Source organism: Butyrivibrio sp., assembly GCF_017433805.1.
Classification (GTDB): domain Bacteria; phylum Bacillota; class Clostridia; order Lachnospirales; family Lachnospiraceae; genus Butyrivibrio.
On record NZ_JAFRGN010000013.1, the window covers coordinates 267,978 to 286,336 of the forward strand.

Annotated in this window: 18 protein-coding genes; 1 reads left to right on the plus strand and 17 read right to left on the minus strand. The window is 41.2% G+C overall.

Features of this window, described 5'->3' with window-relative positions; genetic code table 11:
- Window positions 1–2: 2 nt before the first annotated feature.
- The 17 genes from IJI01_RS04630 to IJI01_RS04710 form a co-directional block, all read right to left on the minus strand.
- Window positions 3–2,138, minus strand: a complete 2,136-nt coding sequence (locus IJI01_RS04630) for a chemotaxis protein CheA (protein WP_292186511.1) — start codon at window positions 2,136–2,138, stop codon at window positions 3–5.
- A 142-nt stretch (window positions 2,139–2,280) separates the two neighbouring features.
- Window positions 2,281–3,351, minus strand: a complete 1,071-nt coding sequence (cheB, locus tag IJI01_RS04635) for a chemotaxis-specific protein-glutamate methyltransferase CheB (protein WP_292186514.1) — start codon at window positions 3,349–3,351, stop codon at window positions 2,281–2,283.
- Window positions 3,352–4,074, minus strand: a complete 723-nt coding sequence (locus IJI01_RS04640; RefSeq protein WP_292186517.1) for a flagellar brake protein — start codon at window positions 4,072–4,074, stop codon at window positions 3,352–3,354.
- A 42-nt stretch (window positions 4,075–4,116) separates the two neighbouring features.
- Window positions 4,117–5,049, minus strand: a complete 933-nt coding sequence (locus tag IJI01_RS04645) for a MinD/ParA family protein (RefSeq protein ID WP_292186520.1) — start codon at window positions 5,047–5,049, stop codon at window positions 4,117–4,119.
- 11 nt (window positions 5,050–5,060) lie between these two features.
- On the minus strand, window positions 5,061–6,329 hold the full coding sequence (flhF, locus tag IJI01_RS04650) for a flagellar biosynthesis protein FlhF (RefSeq protein ID WP_292186523.1): 1,269 nt from the start codon (window positions 6,327–6,329) through the stop codon (window positions 5,061–5,063).
- A 1-nt stretch (window position 6,330) separates the two neighbouring features.
- Complete coding sequence (gene flhA / locus IJI01_RS04655; RefSeq protein ID WP_292186526.1) at window positions 6,331–8,388, minus strand: flagellar biosynthesis protein FlhA; 2,058 nt, start codon at window positions 8,386–8,388, stop codon at window positions 6,331–6,333.
- A 52-nt stretch (window positions 8,389–8,440) separates the two neighbouring features.
- Window positions 8,441–9,592 (minus strand): flagellar biosynthesis protein FlhB, encoded by a 1,152-nt coding sequence (gene flhB / locus IJI01_RS04660; protein ID WP_292186531.1) that lies wholly within the window; start codon window positions 9,590–9,592, stop codon window positions 8,441–8,443.
- On the minus strand, window positions 9,567–10,352 hold the full coding sequence (locus tag IJI01_RS04665) for a flagellar biosynthetic protein FliR (protein WP_292186536.1): 786 nt from the start codon (window positions 10,350–10,352) through the stop codon (window positions 9,567–9,569). The genes flhB and IJI01_RS04665 overlap by 26 nt, the downstream gene beginning before the upstream one ends.
- Window positions 10,353–10,368: 16 nt before the next feature.
- Entirely contained in the window at window positions 10,369–10,641 is a 273-nt protein-coding gene (fliQ, locus tag IJI01_RS04670) for a flagellar biosynthesis protein FliQ (protein WP_292186538.1), read from the minus strand.
- A gap of 26 nt (window positions 10,642–10,667) precedes the next feature.
- Entirely contained in the window at window positions 10,668–11,582 is a 915-nt protein-coding gene (gene fliP, locus IJI01_RS04675; RefSeq protein WP_292186541.1) for a flagellar type III secretion system pore protein FliP, read from the minus strand.
- The gene (locus IJI01_RS04680; protein ID WP_292186544.1) at window positions 11,572–11,919 is read right to left on the minus strand and encodes a flagellar biosynthetic protein FliO; all 348 of its coding nucleotides are present in this window, start codon (window positions 11,917–11,919) and stop codon (window positions 11,572–11,574) included. Before IJI01_RS04680 ends, fliP begins: the two co-directional genes overlap by 11 nt.
- A 17-nt stretch (window positions 11,920–11,936) precedes the next feature.
- On the minus strand, window positions 11,937–13,169 hold the full coding sequence (gene fliY / locus IJI01_RS04685; protein WP_292186547.1) for a flagellar motor switch phosphatase FliY: 1,233 nt from the start codon (window positions 13,167–13,169) through the stop codon (window positions 11,937–11,939).
- A gap of 4 nt (window positions 13,170–13,173) precedes the next feature.
- A complete protein-coding gene (gene fliM, locus IJI01_RS04690; protein ID WP_292186551.1) occupies window positions 13,174–14,157 on the minus strand; it encodes a flagellar motor switch protein FliM in 984 nt (327 codons plus the stop codon).
- Window positions 14,158–14,203: 46 nt separating this feature from the next.
- The gene (locus tag IJI01_RS04695) at window positions 14,204–14,743 is read right to left on the minus strand and encodes a flagellar basal body-associated FliL family protein (RefSeq protein WP_292186553.1); all 540 of its coding nucleotides are present in this window, start codon (window positions 14,741–14,743) and stop codon (window positions 14,204–14,206) included.
- 22 nt (window positions 14,744–14,765) lie between these two features.
- The gene (locus IJI01_RS04700) at window positions 14,766–15,599 is read right to left on the minus strand and encodes an OmpA/MotB family protein (protein ID WP_292186554.1); all 834 of its coding nucleotides are present in this window, start codon (window positions 15,597–15,599) and stop codon (window positions 14,766–14,768) included.
- Complete coding sequence (locus tag IJI01_RS04705; protein ID WP_292186555.1) at window positions 15,599–16,402, minus strand: motility protein A; 804 nt, start codon at window positions 16,400–16,402, stop codon at window positions 15,599–15,601. Before IJI01_RS04705 ends, IJI01_RS04700 begins: the two co-directional genes overlap by 1 nt.
- A gap of 88 nt (window positions 16,403–16,490) precedes the next feature.
- On the minus strand, window positions 16,491–16,667 hold the full coding sequence (locus IJI01_RS04710) for a flagellar FlbD family protein (protein ID WP_292186556.1): 177 nt from the start codon (window positions 16,665–16,667) through the stop codon (window positions 16,491–16,493).
- A gap of 839 nt (window positions 16,668–17,506) precedes the next feature.
- On the opposite strand from IJI01_RS04710, the gene IJI01_RS04715 reads away from it, so the two are divergent.
- Window positions 17,507–18,358, plus strand: a complete 852-nt coding sequence (locus IJI01_RS04715; protein ID WP_292186557.1) for an alpha/beta hydrolase — start codon at window positions 17,507–17,509, stop codon at window positions 18,356–18,358.
- Window position 18,359: the final 1 nt, after the last annotated feature.

Consider the following 18,359-nt stretch of genomic DNA (forward strand, 5'->3'; position numbering starts at 1 on the left):
TATCAGAAAATTGAGTTAGTATCAAGGATAAGTGCGATCTCGCCATCTCCAAGAATTGTAGCGCCGCTGATCAGCTTGCACTTATTTGTATACTTGCCAAGTGGCTTAATAACGATTTCCTGCTGTCCCATAAGTTCATCGATTACAAGACCTGCAAGTGAATCACCTTTTCTGGCGATAACAACAACCATATCTTCATCAGGAGACTTGGTTGAATCTGTATCAAGCACTTCATTAAGTCTTACAAGAGGAAGTACGCTACCACGAAGGTTGATAACTTCCTTATTCTCAACGAACTTAATATCCTTAGGTGATACATCCTCGATACTCTGAATAGAATCAAGAGGAATAGCATATTTTTCCTGACCGATGATAACCATCAGAGCCTGAATAATAGCAAGTGTAAGAGGAAGTCTGATAACCCATGTAGATCCTTCGCCGAGCTTAGTCTTAACTGTAACTTCACCGGAAAGTGATTCTACCTTAGACTTAACAACGTCAAGTCCAACTCCTCTACCTGAAATTTCTGAAACAACCTTGGCTGTTGAGAATCCAGGATGGAACAAAAGCTCTACACACTGCTTTTCTGTTAAAAGAGCTGCCTGCTCAGGTGAAACAACGCCCTTTTCAATAGCTTTATTCTTAACTGCTTCTGCATCGATACCATTACCATCATCACCAACCTCGATAACAACGCTGTTACCGTCCTGGAAAGCGTGAAGGAAAATCTGTCCAACTTCTGGCTTACCACGCTGTGCACGAAGTTCAGCATTCTCAATACCATGGTCAGCACTGTTTCTGATAAGGTGCATCAGAGGATCACCAATCTCATCAACAACGGTACGATCCATTTCAGTATCTTCACCAGTCATCGTAAGTTCCATTTTCTTATTAAGAGTCTTATTAAGATCACGGATCATACGTGGGAATTTCTGAAGTACGCTCTCGATAGGAACCATTCGAACTTTCATGACTGATTCATGAAGGTTTGTGGTTACACTCTCAAGATACTCGATCTGCTCATTTACATTGCCGTTACTTACACCAGAAGTATTAGCTGCTGAAATAAGTGAGTTCTTGGCAATGATAAGCTCAGATACAAGGTTCATGAGTACATCCAGCTTATCAATATCAACACGGACTGTTCTATTAACAACTGGCTTACCAACAGGCTTCTTGCCACCGCCTGCACCACCGCCGCCTGCTGCTGCAGGAGCTGGAGTATTTGCTGCAGGTGCAGCTGCTGGAGCTGCTGCAGGTGCTGGAGCTGTCTCAGCTGCTGGTGCTGCATCCTTATCCTCAGCTGGCTTAGCGCCACTAGGATCAAATTCTCCAACATCACAGCTCTCAACCTCAGAAACTGCCTTTACAATTTCTTCAATCTTTTCCTTGCCTTCTTCTGTGATCAGAATAAGACTAAAGGAATATTCAAATTTTTCATCTTCAATATCCTGGGTATTTGGCTCAGAAACAGCAATCTCACCGATTTCTTCGAGCCCTTTGAATACAAGGAAGCCTCTTGCAGCCTTAAGGATACAAGACTCCTCGATGTGAACAGTCACACCAAAGATCTTCTTGCCCTGTGCTTTTGCTTCCTCTAATGTAGATTTAACAGATGAATCAAGGCGAATTGCCCTATAATCCGTAGTTCCATCAGCGCCTGGAGCTGGTCCGTCAGAAGAAGCGCCTTCTTCTGCTGGAGCTGCAGCTGCCTCTCCTGCTGGTGCAGCAGAAGCTGCGTCGCCGCCACTAGCGCCGCCATTTCTAATATCCGCAAGGGATTTAATTATGTTCTGGTGCTCTTCAGTACCCTCGTCCTGATTCTCTGTAATGCTGTCAACATAGCCCTGAATAGCATCAAGACACTGAAGCAGTACATCGATATCAGCAGATTTGATCTTAATCTTACCTGCACGAACGTCAGAGAATACATCCTCCATGTCATGAGTAAGATTCTGCATTCTGGTATAGCCCATAGTTCCAGCCATACCCTTCATAGAATGGGCTGATCTAAAGATTTCATTGATACAATCCTCATTCTCAGGATCCTGCTCAAGAGTCATGATGTTGTCATTAAGAGACTGAAGGTGCTCTTTTGCTTCATCAAGAAAGACACTTAGATACTGGGAAACATCCATAACCTATTTACCTCCATAAGAAAAGTGATAGACTTCAAAATGTATACTTAATATCGCATACTTTTGAACATATTATCGGCTTTTTGAATGGAGGAATTTAGTTAGAGAATATAAAGAAAAGATAAAAAAGTTTTGTTATTCCTCAATTCACACCGACATGCATTATTATTTCCTGAGCAACATTATCAAGTTTGACAACCTGATCAACTAGCCCAGCTGTTGCTACTGCCTTAGGCATCCCGTATACAGTGCAGGTGCTTTCTTCCTGACCGATAACAAAAACTTTTTTCTTAGACTTTAGATTCTTGATTCCCTCTGTACCATCTGCTCCCATTCCTGTAAGTACGACACAACAGACCTCGTCGTAATCGGAATCCATTAAAGATTCATACATGAAGTTAGCACATGGTCTTACGCCTTCTCTGGTTGGACCATCCATATAGTGAATCGTGCTCTTCCCCCCACTCTTCACTATGTGCATATGCTTGCCACCTCTTGAGATATAAACCGTTCCAGCGGCTAATACATCTCCTTCAGCTGCCTCTTTGACTTTGACTTCACTAAGTGAATCAAGTCTCTCAGCAAGTGAAGCGGTGAAACCTTCTGGCATATGCTGTACCAGAACAACGGGTGTTTTCAGATTCTTAGGAAGCTTGGGAATAACAGATTGAAGCGCTCTCGGTCCACCGGTAGAACTTGCGATAGCTACAATTCTGTTTCCAGTTATCTTGCTGGCAGATTTGGTTACCAGCTCAACAACCTTTCTTGTTTCCTTAACATCCTCAATCGAAAAGGCTTTTACATTGACAGGAGCTTTTGATTCAGCAACCGCTGCCAGAGTGTCAATAAAGTGTTTGGTGAAATCCAAGCCCCTACACTCTGAAGCTCTGTCTGGTTTATGAACGAAATCCAGTGCACCCAGATCCAAGCAATCCATTGTGACCTTAGCACCTTCTTTGGTGTCTGTACTGGCCATCATAACTTTTGCTTTTATCTTTTGCTTCTGAAGCTCCTTCAGCATCGTAATTCCGTCCATTCTTGGCATGTTAATGTCAAGAACAACAGCATCATACGTATTCTTTTTAAGGAGTTCCAGACCTTCAACTCCGTCCTTAGCCTTGTCAACCACCTGGAATCTTGAGTCTGAGTTAATAATATCACTCAGAACAGTTCTCATAAGTGCAGAGTCATCAATTAATAAAATTTTTCTCATTTACGTTTGCTTCTTTCTTATTTTTCGTTCTTCTTCAAAAATAAAATGAATAATATCTTCTCTTGATGTCTCGTCTATGTATATATATTGGATACGATGTTCAAACAGTCCTGGCCTGCTCTCAAGTTCACTTACCTTAAGAACATTACATATCATTTCATATTCTTTGTCATTGGCATTACCAGGAAGCTTGTATGAACAATAAATAGTACTGCCTTCTTCATATTTGAAATTAGCGACAAATCGTAAACCACCGCCGCTTATATCAACGACAACACTTTTCTGAAGCTGATCCCCAGGCTCGAATAGATACTGCCTGTTGGTCTCAAAAGCTTCCTGTTCTTCATGTGAGCATATTCTTGATTTTAGCTCAAGAGCGCAGCTGAATCTGTAATATTCTCTTCTCTGAAGCTTTGTCAGCTCACTTGTAAGATCAAGCACAAGAATATACATATTGTCGCTTCTATATCTGTCTACAATCCTCGAAAAGCATTGATATAAACCCTTAGGACTATAGAAGCAAAGGCTATACTCCCCATCAACAGGCAAAAGTACAAGACGCCCCTTTTCATATGGCATCAGAACTTCTATCCTGTCGTCAGAAGTAATATCCATTACCTTGCTCATATATATTTGTCTAGTTCTGGCATCCTCGTCCATCCATATCTTGCCTGTAGCTTTGAGCTCGACACGATTTCCGGGTGCAATGTAATCAGCAAGCATTTATTTGTTTGTCTCCATTTCCTTTATATGTTTGGAAAAAGATCACGCTGGTAAATTAGGTGAACTGCTATAGTTCTGAGCTGGTGTACTGCTAAGCTTCCTTCCTGTAATAATATGTGAAAAGAAAGCAGCCATACCTCTTGGCTTAACGACCTCCGCAGCATCCTGAGGGTTCATAAGTTTACCTGCTATTGCCTCAAAAGCCCTTACCGACTTGGCATTAGGATATTGAAGCGAAACAGGTGACTGTTGCATTACACTTCGTGCAAGCATCTGATCCTGAGGAATAGCACCCATATAAGTAAGTGGGAGCTTGAGATATCTGGCGACAACCGCATTAAGCTTGTTAAAGAGCTGCTGTCCTTCCTCATCAGAAGATACCCTGTTTGATACCACCTTAACCTTTGTATCCTCCCTTGAAAATCTGGGAGTCTGATTAAGCGCTTTTAAAAGAGAATACGAATCCGTTATGGATGTAGGCTCGGGAGTTGTTACTAATATAACTTCTCCACTTGCTACAAGAAATTCCATAACTGCATCAGAGATTCCAGCACCTGTATCTATGATAATTACATCTGCAATCGCATCAAGCTCAGCAAGATTAACAATGATATAAACAAGATAATCCCTGCTGAGGTTATACATTCCAGAGATACCAGAGCCACCTGAAATAAATCCAACTCCTTCTGGTCCCCATGTAATAATATCTTTTATATTCTTACCCTGATAAATCAGATCACACAAATTGTGCTTGGGAACAGTTCCAAACATAATCTCTATATTTGCAAGACCAAAGTCCGCATCGAGAATTATAACTCTTTTCCCCATTTTACGGAACTGTATTGCAAGATTTATAGCCACATTTGACTTGCCAACTCCACCCTTACCACTGGTAACAGTGATAATTCTGGCAAGAGGCCTTTGGGGCTTATTAGTATTTTTAATAATATTTCGAAGCTGTTGAGCCTGATCCATAAAGTCCCCCGTTAACTTTTTCCACCCAATAGATTCTTGACAATACGCTGTGCATCGAAAATAGCGATATCATCTGGGACATTCTGTCCATTTGTGATATAGGCTACAGGCGCTCCTGTATGCATCCTCATATTGTAAACGTTACCCTTAGCCCCTGTTTCATCCATCTTGGTAAAGATAAGCTTGTATGCAACAAGTTCTGAGTAGGAATCAGCTATCTCTATAAGATCTCTGTATTTGGTAGTAGCTGATAAAACAAGATAATTCTCACAGTCCATAAGATCCTCAAGAGTCCTGATATAAGCCTCAATATCATTCTTGAGTTCATCATTATGCTGAGAATGTCCTGCTGTATCAACCATGATGTAATCATAGTCTTTAAAGTCTTCAGCAACCTGCTTCATTTCTTCAACAGAATAAATAACTCTGAAAGGAATCTCCAGAATAGAAGCATACGTGCGAAGCTGCTCGGCTGCAGCGATTCTATATGTATCTACTGTAACAAGAGCAACCTTTTTCTTCTGAGTAACGGAAAGCTCAGAAGCCAGCTTGGCGATAGTTGTTGTCTTACCAACACCAGTTGGTCCAATAAATATCTCCGCTCTTGGTCCCTGACCCTGTTCTATAGGCTCAATTGGCTCTGATTTGCCAAACTTAAGTACCATTTTCTGGTATACATTGGCAAGGGCAAAGTCAAAAGGCATGCCAGGTTTACTGATCTTTTCAACTTCGTCAGTGAGCTGATTGACATAAATCTCATCAACTTCATTCTCTATAAGAGTATTATACAACAATTTAATAAATGACATTGTCTCATCAGAAATATCTGTTCCAGATGAATTTCCTTTTGAAGGAGCATCTTTTTCCGTATCTGATGATTTATCCTTAATGTCATCTTTTTCACTGAACTTGATATTTTTCTCCAGAAGGCTGCTGAGATTATCAAGTTTCTCTTCGATGGCACTTCCCTCGTCGATAATGTCAGGTGACTTATTAACCTTGATAACAGGCCTTACAATGTCAATCTGACTGCCCTCAACAAGAGGATTTCTTCCGACAGGCTTGGCATTCTTTTCAGGAGTAAGAGTTCTTGTCACAGGTCTTTCAGTCTCTTCCTCAAGTGCCACTGTCACTTCGATTTTTTGTGCCTGAAAGAGGGAAAAGAAACCGTTCTTTTTCAAAGGCCTCACATTCATTACAACAATGTTCTGCCCCAGCTCCTTTTTAGCCTCTTCAGTTGCCTCACTCTCAGTTTTTCCAACATACTTTTTGATAATCATATTAAGCCGTTACCATCCCCACAGATTGTAATTCAATATTAGGTTCCACTTCGTTGTAAGAAATCACAATCAAATCTTTATAGTAATCCTCAGTCATCTTCTTAAAGTACATTCGTACAATAGGAGACGCCATGATGATTGCAAGCCTGCCAGCATCTTCAAGTTTGTGTACCTGTTCCCCGACAGCATTCAGAATAGCCTTTGTTCTGGCCGGATCAAGAGTAAGATAAGCTCCTGTCTCAGTCTGTTTAACACTACTCATGATTTCCTGCTCTATCTTAGGATCCAGTGTAACAACGCTGGTAGTCTCCCCTGGCATAAAGTACTTACTGGATATTGCCCTCTTAAGACTCTGTCTGACATATTCCGTAAGGATATCCGGATCATGTGTTGACGGTGCAAAATCCGCAAGTGTTTCAAATATAGTAACGAGGTCTCTGATCGACACACCCTCTTTTAGCAAATTCTGAAGAACCTTCTCAATTTCACCAAGACTCATAAGCTTAGGCACAAGCTCGTCCACAAGAGCCGGATGATTTTCTTTGAGATTGTCGACAAGATTCTGTACATCCTGTCTGGTCATAAGCTCAGAAATATGCTCTCTGATAATCTCGGTAAGGTGAGTAGCAATGATTGACGGAGGATCAACAACCGTATATCCAAGACTTTCTGCTCTTTCACGCTGGCTCTCGGTAATCCAGATAGCCGGCAGATGGAAAGACGGCTCAAATGTAGGAATACCAGTGATCTCATCCTCAACATGTCCGGGATTCATGGCCATATAGTGGTCAAACAGAATCTCGCCATCACTTACCTGTATACCTTTAATTTTAATGATATATTGATTAGGATTCAACTGAATATTATCCCTCAGTCGAATGATAGGAACCACAGTACCAAGCTCCAACGCCACCTGACGCCTGATCATAACAACTCGGTCAAGGAGATCTCCGCCCTGATTGACATCCGCAAGAGGAATGATTCCATAACCAAACTCAAGCTCGATAGGGTCAACCTGCAAAAGGCTGGTGACATTTTCAGGCTGTCTGATTTCTTCAGCCTGCTGTTCTTCAGGAGTAGCAACCTCTGATTCAACCGCAACCTCTTCAATAGTCTGGGATGTGATCCTTCCCATGAGAATGAACGCTGCACCAAAGGTACAATACAAAAGCGTCGGAAGAGGTGAAAAAATACCTAGTCCTGCTACTACGCCGCCAACAAGATAAAGTGTCTTGGGCATTCCAAAGAGCTGATTGATAAGAAGATGTCCAAAATCTGCTTCCTTGGAGCCTTTAGTTACCAGGATACCTGTTGACATTGATATCATCAGCGAAGGAATTGAACTTACAAGTCCATCACCCATTGTAAGGATTGAATAGGTATTGATGGCTGTATTTACATCCATGCCTTTTCTCAGAACTCCCATGGCAATTCCGCCGATAAGGTTTGTAGCTGTAATGATAAGGCCCGCTGTGGCATCTCCCTTAACGTACTTGGTAGCACCATCCATAGCTCCGAAAAAGCTTGCTTCTTCCTGAATCTTATCTCGTCTTGCCTTGGCCTCAGCATCTGTGATAGCGCCGGTATTAAGGTCAGCGTCTATAGCCATCTGTTTACCAGGCATAGCATCAAGCGTGAATCTGGCACTTACTTCTGCAACTCGTTCAGAACCTTTGTTGATGACCATCAGCTGAACTATGATAAGAATGACGTATACGATCGCACCTACAATAAGATCGCCACCACCAACGAAGGAACCAAATACAGTAATAACCTGTCCGGCACTTCCTTCAGTCAGGATAAGTCTTGTGGATGATACGTTAAGCGCAATTCTAAAGATTGTTGTAAAAAGCAGGATTGTCGGGAAGAATGACATTTCCAAAACATCCGTAGCAAACATAGCCGTGAACATGATCACAAAGGACAGGGACATATCAAAAGCAAGAAGTATATCCAGTATCCACTCCGAAAGAGGAATGATCAGCATTACAATAGCTGCAACTATATAAAGTGCAAGACCATAGTCGTATATTCTGTTTACGATCTTTTTTCTATCCATATATACTGATCCTCCTTTCCTTGAAGCCTTAATATCATGTCAAAAACAAAACTTAAGCCTTGCCCTTAAGGTGGTATACATATGCAAGTACTTCTGCAACTGCCTTATAGAGCTCGGGAGGAACCATCTCTCCAATTTCTACGTTAGCGTAAAGCATTCTGGCAAGTGGCTTATTCTCTACAATTTCTACATTGTGCTCTTTAGCTACTTCCTTGATCTTCTGAGCCACATAATCAGCACCCTTGGCAACAACTATAGGTGCATCTGCTTCATCAGCATCATATCTGATGGCTACTGCGTAATGAGTAGGGTTGGTGATAACTACATCGGCCTTAGGAAGCTCCTGCATCATACGTCTTCTAGATGCCTGCATCATACGACGTTTCTGTGCTGACTTAACCTCAGGATTTCCTTCAGTATTCTTGAACTCATCCTTAACTTCCTGTTTGGTCATCATCATATCTTTATGGAACTTGCGCCTCTGGTAGATAAGGTCTGCAAATGCAATTACCATGTAGGCAGCAGCTATTCTGATGCCCAGATCAATGATGAAGCTTCCCATAAGTCCAATGGCCTGCTTAAGCGGAATATCATACAGAAGAAATATGGATTCCTGCCTGCCATTAAAATATGAAATGATTACACCAGCCATTATTACAAGCTTCAGGATTGACTTAAGAAGTTCAAAAAGCTTTCTGGTTGAAAAAATCTTTTTCATACCACTTATAGGGTTGAGCTTAGAAAGCTTGGGCTGAAGCGGCTTACCTGTTGGCTTAAATCCAACCTGCACCAGATCGCATATAAATGCAACCAAAAAACCTATGACAAAAAATGGTGCACAAATTAAAAGTATTGTCAGCATGGCATTAGTTACCATGCTATTTATGTAATGATACGGCAAAAAGCCGTCATACATCCTCGCAACATTGGGTATATTGTTATACACCCTTCCGAATATAGCTTCGAAATTCTCAGCTATAAAGCCATAACCGAATCTAAGAATCAGGAAAAAAGCTAGTAGTGAAAAGGCCGTAGCTATTTCCTGGCTCTTGGCTACCTGTCCTTCTTTTCTGGCATCACTGAGCTTTTTACCAGTAGGTTCCTCGGATTTCTCGGCACCATTGGCATCCTCAGCAAAGAACTGAAGGTTATATGGAATTAATAGCTTTATATCAGCATCAGCTGCTCTGCAAACTGTATACAAAGTCTTCCATCAGCTCCTTCATATTTATAAAAACAAAATTTGATGCATCATTAAGCATCGTTACTGTAACAAACATGATCAGAAGTCCAACAATTATCTTGATCTGAATACCTACAGCGAACATGTTCATCTGAGGCGATACCTTGGCAAGTACACCCAGGATTACATTGGTGATAAACGTAATGATAAAAATCGGAAGGCAGATTCTAAAACCAATAACGATGTAATCTCTAAGGAACCCCATCAAAGAAGCAAGGAGTCTGTCTGGAGTTATAACCGCCCCATTTATAGGTATCAGATAAAAAGTATCTGCCAAAGCCTTCAGGATATACTGATACATTCCAGTCAGTATCAGCATCATGGTCAAAACCTGTGAATAAAGGCTACCAGTTATAGTAACCTGCTGGTTAGTATTTGAATCAAAAATACTGACCATAGACAGACCAATCTGCATATCTACTATAGTTCCGGCGAAGGCTGATATCAGCTCACACAGCTGAACTGCAAAGCCTATAAGAAAGCCAGCCAAAACCTCTTTTAACACAATGACTGTATATCCGATTATGGTGTTATATGCCGGAGCCTCAAACGGAACAGCCCCATATAACAGAATAGAAAGTAATAGTCCAAAGCCAATCTTCACAAGGTTCGGAGTCTGTCTTCCTCCAAAGAATGGAGCCACATATATAAAACTCGTAGCCCTGACAAATATCAGAAGAAAAACCTCCAGATCCCCATAACTAAAACTGTAATCAAGCATGTGGCCCCCTTATCAGCTATCTGACATATTGAGAAAAATCAGACCACAGCGTTGTAATAAATCCAGAAAGTTCCGTAGCCATCCAGTTTCCAAGGAGCATGATCATAATGAAAACTCCAAGTACTTTTGGAACGAAGGTGAGCGTCTGCTCCTGAATAGAAGTAACCGTCTGGAAAATCGAAATTGTAAGTCCTATGATCATGGAGGTCAGGAGCACTGGAAGCGACATCTTAATAACCATAAAAAGAGCCGAACTGATAATCTGATTTATCTCGCCAATCGTTATCATGCGCTGATCCTCCTCTCATACTTAATTTAGTAAAATGACTTAACAAGGTTACCAATAATAAGGCTCCAACCATCTGCCAGAACAAAAAGCAAAATCTTAAACGGCAGTGAAATTGTGGTTGGCGGCAGCATCATCATACCCATACTCATAAGGACTGATGCCACAACCATGTCTATAACAATAAATGGAATATAGATCATAAAACCTATGATAAAAGCGGTTCTAAGCTCACTTACTATAAAGCTTGGAATGAGAACTACATTTGGAATGCTGTCCAGTTCTCCATCCCATTCAATTCCATCTATGTTCATGAAAAGAATTACATCTTTTTTCTGGGTCTGACCGTACATAAACTGTCTGAAAGGATCCATAGCTTCTTCAAAGAACTCCTGCTGATCCATCTCTCCATTTTCAAATGGAATAACTGCATCGTTATAAACAGTCGTAAGAGTTGGCTGCATTATGAAAAGAGTCATAAACAAAGCTATCCCAATCATCACCAGGTTCGGTGGAGATGTTTGGGTACCAATGGCAGTTCTCGTAAAATGAAGTGCAACAATGATCCTCGTAAAAGAGGTCATCATTACAAGAAGTGTTGGTGCTAGGGAAATAAGCGTAAGCGTGATAAGAATCCTGAGCGCACCATTTAAAGACCCATTGCCATTGTCGTAGGTTATCGTAACAGTATTTGCAATGTTGAGTTCCTTAAGGTCCTCCGGATCCTCGCTAGAACCAGGCTCGTTGATATTGGTCCTCTCTCCTTGAGTACCAGTCAAATGACTTTCTTCATCAGTAGTAGGATCTGTGGGCGTGGTATCAGAAATGACATTTTGTGTAGCATAGGAAGTAACAGGAGAAGCTATTAAAATTATGCATACAAGGCCAAAAGATAAAGCAAGTAGAGCAAATATCCTGGCTATTCTAGACCCCTTATTTACCATTACCCTTTTTCTCACCCTTAATTTTGTCGAAAATCTCTTTAAAGCCAAGGTTTTCTCCCGACGCATCTTCATGAATAAGCTGGTCAGGATCAACCTCCCCCAGGTTTGTAACCTGATCATTCGAAACAGCAATAGACACATATCTCTCACCGATTCGAATGATCTGAATATATTTGTTGGTAGATATCTTACAGGTATCAATAATCTCAATATTCTTGCTGGAATTAGAGCCCTTCTGGTAATTGGCCATCCACTTTGTCACATATAAAGTAGCTGCAAGAACCAATACAAAGATTATTAGTACCGAAATAAACTGCAAGTAAGAATCAAGTCCCATAGCATCCCCAACCGGCGTTACTGAACTATTTCTGTTACTCTGACGCCGAAACTTTCTTCAATAACTACTACTTCTCCCTTAGCTACAAACTTACCGTTAACAAGTACGTCAACAGGTTCACCTGCAACCTTATCAAGCTCTATGATAGTTCCTGGAGCAAAGTCAAGAATATCAGCGATAGGCTTGGCTGTACGTCCAAGTTCAACTGTAACTTCAAGAGGAACATCCTTGATAATACCGATGTTCTCGCCGCCTGCCATGATGGTTGTACCACCTGCAAAATTCTGGAACTGTGCAGGCTGGATATTCATGTTCATCATCTGAGGCATCATCATAGGCATGCCCATCTGAGGCATTCCCATACCCATCTGTGGCATTCCCATACCGCCAGCCATCATGTTCGGATCCATCTGAGGCATAGCACCTGCGCCTGCATCCGGCATTGGAGCTGCAGCAGGTTCTGGTGCAGGAGCTGGAGCAGGCTCTGGAGCTGCAGCTGCATCACCACCACCACTGTCACCGGTAATAACCGTATCCTTAAGAGTCTTGGCAAAATCGATAGGATACAACTGCATAAGAGTTGAATCTACCAGTTCACCGACCTGCATCTTAAAGGAAATACGTACAAAGGTACCAGTCAGGAAATCAGCAATGTCAGAAGGATCGTCATTGATCATATCAAGCAGAGTTGCCTGTGGCGGGCTGATATCAACCTTCTGATTGATCATAGTAGAAAGAGATGTGGCAGCAGCACCCATCATCTGGTTCATGGCCTCGGAGATCGCAGATAACTGCAGTTCTCCAATCTCTCCCTCAGTATTAGTTCCGTCACCGCCCATCATAAGGTCGGTGATGACCATAACATCATGTTCCTTAAGGATAAGGATATTGGTACCATCAAGACCAACAGTGTATTTGATCTGAATAAATACGCATGGTCTCTCATAGTTATTGATTACAGTTTCCCAAGTAGCAAGTTCTACCTGAGGTGTTGTAATATTAACCTTCTGATTAACAAGAGAGTACAGCGTAGTCGCTGATGATCCCATACTGATATTGGCAACCTCACCAATGGCGTCCTTCTCAGAATCTGTCAAAAGTGATTCATCTATTACGCCTCCGCCAACTGGTGCAGCACCGTCATCAGCTGCAGGTGCATCTGCAGGCGCATCGCCGCCAGCATCACCACCACCAGAATCCATACCAGCTAGCAAAGCATTAATTTCATCTTGTGATAACATTCCATCCATGCTGCTACTCATCCTCCTCTCTAATTACCGATGTTATTCTTACGGCATACTTATCTTTGGCTGTACCGGGAAGTGCAGTGAATTTGTAAATATTCCCAACGTAAATCTGCATATCCGTGTTAACTCTGTTATCAAGTCTTATTATGTCTCCGGCTTGTAAATGTACGAAATCGCTAACCGATACATTACATTTACCAAGTATCGCTTTAACCGGTACATCAACTCTTTTAACCATGCTCTCAAGAGTATCCTCATAGTCCTCATCTGCGTTCTTCTGCATTGTCGAGAACCAGAACTTGGTATTCAGCTTGTCCATGACAGACTCAAGAGTGAAATACGGGAGGCAGACATTCATAAGACCTTCCGTCTCACCAATCTTGATGTTCAGCGTTACGATCGCGATCATATCTGTCGGAGAAATGACCTGAGCAAACTGCGGATTGGTCTCAATTCTCTCCATTACAGGATTGATAGCTACAACGTTCTGCCAAGGCTCAACCATCAGCTGCATGCAGATGGTTACAAGCTTTTCTATAAGTGGCATCTCAATGTCGGTGAAAGGTCTTGGCTTATCAAGCGTTCCTCCTTCACCTCCCAGCATTCTGTCAATAAAGGAAAAACCGATATTGGCCTGTAGTTCCAGGATGATTGTTCCCTGCAGAGGCAGGAAATTGATAACACCAAGAATTACAGGATTAGACAACGCATTACTAAACTCTGAATATGTAACTGTCTCAGAGTTAGCCACCGATACCTGGACGTTCTTACGCAGGTACAGGGGAAGCGTCGTGGATAAAAGTCTTCCATAATGTTCGTAGATCATCTCAAGAGTACGAAGGTGCTCTTTTGAGAACTTGGCAGGACGTTTAAAGTCATAGTCTTTGACTTTTTTCTCGTCCGCTGCCTGCATTTGATCTACATCCAGCTCACCTGTACTGAGTGCTGCCAGCAGACTATCTATTTCATTTTGTGACAGGACTTCACTCAATCTTTTTTCTCCTCTCTCCCAATACTAAAAGCGTAAAGAGATTTTTTTACTGATACAGAACACTTGAGAATGTTACGTCATAAATAAAGTTAGAGTTATAAAGCTCCTGAACTTCTTCTAGGATTTTTTCTCTAGCAGGCTCATCATTTGCCTGAAGTTCATCAAGTGTATATGAAGAAAGAGTATTGGTAATCTTACCCTTTATGAGTTCCTTCATACCTGCAAGAGATTCGGATGTACCAAGTGTTGCATAATCAGCACTTGCTGTATTCATGGAAAATACTACTTCAACCAACATGTAATGCGCTTTTCCATCAGGACCTGGCTTAAGGTTGATAGTAAGCTGATCATCTCCTGTAAATCCAAAGGTTGCTATATTAGTAACACCTACATTTCCTGATGCAGAACCGGAAAATCCACCAGTATTGCCTCCGTTTGCCTCCAGCTCAAGAGCTGCAGCGATATCAGATATCAGCTTGGCTGTCTGAGAATTAGTTGTCATAACACTCAGCATCATAAAGCTCGTCATGCCGATATTAACAACCAAAAGCGCAAGAATGATGATTGATAGCAAATTCTTTTTCATTTGTTTTTGTCCCCTTCACATTTTAATAAGATGCACTAAGTGGATTGTAAATCTTGATCTCTACACGTCTGTTTCTGGCTCTGCCCTCGTCAGTAGAGTTGTCCGCTATCGGATCATATTCACCTCTACCTGTGTGGATCAGGTTAGCAGGATCAAGAGTTGTGTTCTCAACAAGATAATTGAAAACTGCAAGAGCTCTTCCTGAGCTAAGTTCATCATTATTACTGTACTTGCCACCAGATGACATAGGAACGTTGTCTGTATGTCCTTCTATGTCTACTGTACCTCCGGCATAGGTTTCAAGAATCTGACCAACCTTATCAATAACCGGTATTGCATCTTCCTTTATCTCAACCTTACCTGAGTCAAAAAGAATTGAACCCTGAATCGTAAGCTGTACAAACTGGCTTGTGTAATTAAGAGTAACTTCTTTATTGATATCACCCTCATCCAGCTCAGCCTGTATCTTTTCCGCAAGCTCCTTTGACGCTTCAAGCTGTTCTTCCTCTGCAGCTTCCATAAGCTCTTTTTGCTCCATTTCACCAACTGCATCTGTCTCAGCATCTGAATCCTCGCCGCTCTGGGCAAGTCCCATTGATGTAATGTAGGAAGACAGCTCAGTTAACTGGGAAACACCATCACCTATAAGGGCTCCCTTACCAATCGCCATCTCACCACCTGAGAAGATACTAAATGCGGAACTGAAGGAAGCAGCTACTTCCTCGAACTTGGCCGCATCCATACTAGCCATAGAGAACAGCAAAACGAAGAAACAAAGGAGCAGATTCATCAGATCTCCGAATGTACCCTGCCACGCCGGCAAGCCAGGTTTTATTTCTTCTGGTTTCTTTGCCATTATTCTCCGCCTCCATCGCCAGAACCATTCTCGGCTTCATATGCTGCTCTATCAGCAGGTGACAGGAAGGATTTAAGTTTCTCTTCTGTTACTCGAGGGTTTTCACCAGCCTGTATAGAAAGGAGACCCTCTATAACAATACTCTTAGCCATGTACTCTGCATTGTCTCTGGCTTTAAGTTTATTTTCTGCGGGATAACAGAACCAGTTAGCAAGAACTGATCCATAGAATGTAGTAATGAGGGCAACCGCCATGGACGGTCCGATAGATGAAGGATCTGACATGTTCTGAAGCATCAGAACCAGTCCAAGAAGGGTACCGATCATTCCCCAGGAAGGACCCATACCTGCAAGGTCGCCAAAGAAAGAATAATTAGATTTATGTCGCTCTGACATCGCATCGATCTCTGCTTCCAGAATGCTCTTAACAAGTTCTGGCTCAGTACCGTCTACGATAAGGCCAACGCCCTTTTTCATGAAAGTATCTTCAAGGTTACCAGCTGCTTCTTCCAGCGCAAGAAGACCTTCCTTACGAGCTGTGTTGGAAAGATCGATGATCTGTTTGATAGTACCTTTTGTATCATCAGCAGGCATCTTATAAATTAAAGTATAAGACTTAAGACCGTTTATAAAGCTCGGCATACTTCTGGAAGCCAAAACCGCCATAAGCGCTCCACCGAATGTGATCATCGCAGAAGGAGCATCCAGGAAGTACTGAACACCGGTAATACCAGCTGAGAATACGATACTGAGGATCATGAATACGAAACATAATCCGACACCAAGCAATGACGCAATATCCACAACATATACCCCTTTCGTACTTTTATAGTAAAACTACGATCATAAGAAAACCGCTAAACACTCTATATATGCCAACTCTCCAGCAAGGTCATCCTTCCTGGAGCATATCGTAGATCTCTTCCAGGCTCTCCTTTACCAGGAGTTTCTTCCCCCCGCCTAGAATGATCACCGTATCTGGGTTGGCTTCTACAAGTTGGATATTCTGAACATTAACCAAAATCTTCCTCGTATCCAATTTGGTAAGCATGAGAACACTCTTTTGCATATTGAAATTTCACTCCCCTAAAAAGTTTCAATATTTAGTGAAATTTTATTTCTGTATGTATTAATTTTACCACTTTTCGTACACTAAATCTCTAGTATTTGTTCACATTTTAGTCATATTTGGAGCATAATTTCAATTGTGATAACTTGGATTGAAACTATATTACACAATTCTTATATTTTTCATCAAAATAGTGATTTTTATTACATATACTACTACATATTGTGGTATTTATTTTCATTTTACCACTTTTAAATGCAGTGTACACTACTTTTTTCAAAATCATTTTGTTGGAGATATCGATTATATCTATTTTATTTCGATAATATGGCATCTACATATTGATTTTATAGGCGTTTCATTATCTGTATTTCGCGCATTCCGCCACTGCTCTGGAAATTTGACGTTTTATCGATAATAAAAACTGGAATTAGTGCCTATTATCTTCTTTTACATATTCTTTTACATATTCTTTTACATATTCTTTTACATCTTCTTTTTTCATCTATTTCTAATCATATAGTCATAATAGATGCAAATTTCTAGGCTAGATAAACAGTGAGTGCATCAATAATGCAAGAATATTTATTTTTGATGCGATATAAATGCATTCCAAGCAATAACTTGCATCTAAAAACCAAAAAATCCATATATAGATGCACATAGCAAATGAAGACCTAAAAAATTTGCATCTATTATGTGAATATAAGCAAAATTGATGCTTTGCATTAAAAGCAATGAGTCAATAATTCATCGCAATATTTTTGAAGAAAAGCAAGTATCTAAAATATATAATTTTTCATATAGATATCATCTACTTCAAAAGGAGACACACAAACATGAATTATGTATTTGAAATGCCACAGAATATGTTGGCTGATTGCGCTAATAAAGGCACTGTAGAGCTCTTTGAATATACATCAGAGACTTACGACGATGAACACAGACAGCTAAGCAAGAAGGCTTTTGTTTATCTCCCATACGGATATGACAAATCACAGAAATATAATGTCCTCTATCTTCTACATGGTGGTGGCTTCATGCAGGAATGGTGGCTTGATATGTTCCCAGATACAGTAACTATTCTGGATAACATGATCGCTCAGGGCATTTGCAAGCCATGTATTATCGTTACTCCTACCTTCTATCACGATGAGGAAAACAAGAACACACACGATGAGGAAATCTGTGAGAACTTCAGATTCGAACTTAGAAAAGACCTTATTCCAGCTATAGAGAGTCACTATAGCACATATGCTGGTGGCGATGTTTCAGAAGAAAACCTTATTAAAACAAGAAATCACAGAGCCTTTGCCGGCTTATCTCTTGGTTCTATGACAACCTATAGAGCTGCTTTCTATAACAACTTTGATCTGTTCTCCTACTACGGACCATTCTCAGGTTGCTGCGGACCATTCGGCAATCACGACCTCGAGGTTGAGAGAATCTGCAAGACTCTTTCAGAAGGCCACGAGAAAGGCTTTGAGCTTGACTATATGTTCTGTGCTAATGGTGATAAAGACATCGCATTTGAGGAGCACAAAGATATCATGGAAAGAGCTGTCAAGCAGTCTCCTTTCCTTAAACAGGATGAGAACTACGACTTCTTTATCATTCCAGGCGGCGTTCACGATATGAAGGCATGGCAGCTTCATCTGTATCATGCTCTTCAGGTATTCTTTACAAAATAAT

What these genes read in the sequence shown, in the direction of transcription:
- IJI01_RS04630 (WP_292186511.1), bottom strand. Translation starts at nt 2,138, where the DNA reads ATGGATGTTTCCCAGTATCTAAGTGTCTTTCTTGATGAAGCAAAAGAG.
- cheB (WP_292186514.1), bottom strand. Translation starts at nt 3,351, where the DNA reads ATGAGAAAAATTTTATTAATTGATGACTCTGCACTTATGAGAACTGTT.
- IJI01_RS04640 (WP_292186517.1), bottom strand. Translation starts at nt 4,074, where the DNA reads ATGCTTGCTGATTACATTGCACCCGGAAATCGTGTCGAGCTCAAAGCT.
- IJI01_RS04645 (WP_292186520.1), bottom strand. Translation starts at nt 5,049, where the DNA reads ATGGATCAGGCTCAACAGCTTCGAAATATTATTAAAAATACTAATAAG.
- flhF (WP_292186523.1), bottom strand. Translation starts at nt 6,329, where the DNA reads ATGATTATCAAAAAGTATGTTGGAAAAACTGAGAGTGAGGCAACTGAA.
- flhA (WP_292186526.1), bottom strand. Translation starts at nt 8,388, where the DNA reads ATGGATAGAAAAAAGATCGTAAACAGAATATACGACTATGGTCTTGCA.
- IJI01_RS04665 (WP_292186536.1), bottom strand. Translation starts at nt 10,352, where the DNA reads ATGCTTGATTACAGTTTTAGTTATGGGGATCTGGAGGTTTTTCTTCTG.
- fliQ (WP_292186538.1), bottom strand. Translation starts at nt 10,641, where the DNA reads ATGATAACGATTGGCGAGATAAATCAGATTATCAGTTCGGCTCTTTTT.
- fliP (WP_292186541.1), bottom strand. Translation starts at nt 11,582, where the DNA reads ATGGTAAATAAGGGGTCTAGAATAGCCAGGATATTTGCTCTACTTGCT.
- IJI01_RS04680 (WP_292186544.1), bottom strand. Translation starts at nt 11,919, where the DNA reads ATGGGACTTGATTCTTACTTGCAGTTTATTTCGGTACTAATAATCTTT.
- fliY (WP_292186547.1), bottom strand. Translation starts at nt 13,169, where the DNA reads ATGGATGGAATGTTATCACAAGATGAAATTAATGCTTTGCTAGCTGGT.
- IJI01_RS04695 (WP_292186553.1), bottom strand. Translation starts at nt 14,743, where the DNA reads ATGAAAAAGAATTTGCTATCAATCATCATTCTTGCGCTTTTGGTTGTT.
- IJI01_RS04700 (WP_292186554.1), bottom strand. Translation starts at nt 15,599, where the DNA reads ATGGCAAAGAAACCAGAAGAAATAAAACCTGGCTTGCCGGCGTGGCAG.
- IJI01_RS04710 (WP_292186556.1), bottom strand. Translation starts at nt 16,667, where the DNA reads ATGCAAAAGAGTGTTCTCATGCTTACCAAATTGGATACGAGGAAGATT.
- IJI01_RS04715 (WP_292186557.1), top strand. Translation starts at nt 17,507, where the DNA reads ATGAATTATGTATTTGAAATGCCACAGAATATGTTGGCTGATTGCGCT.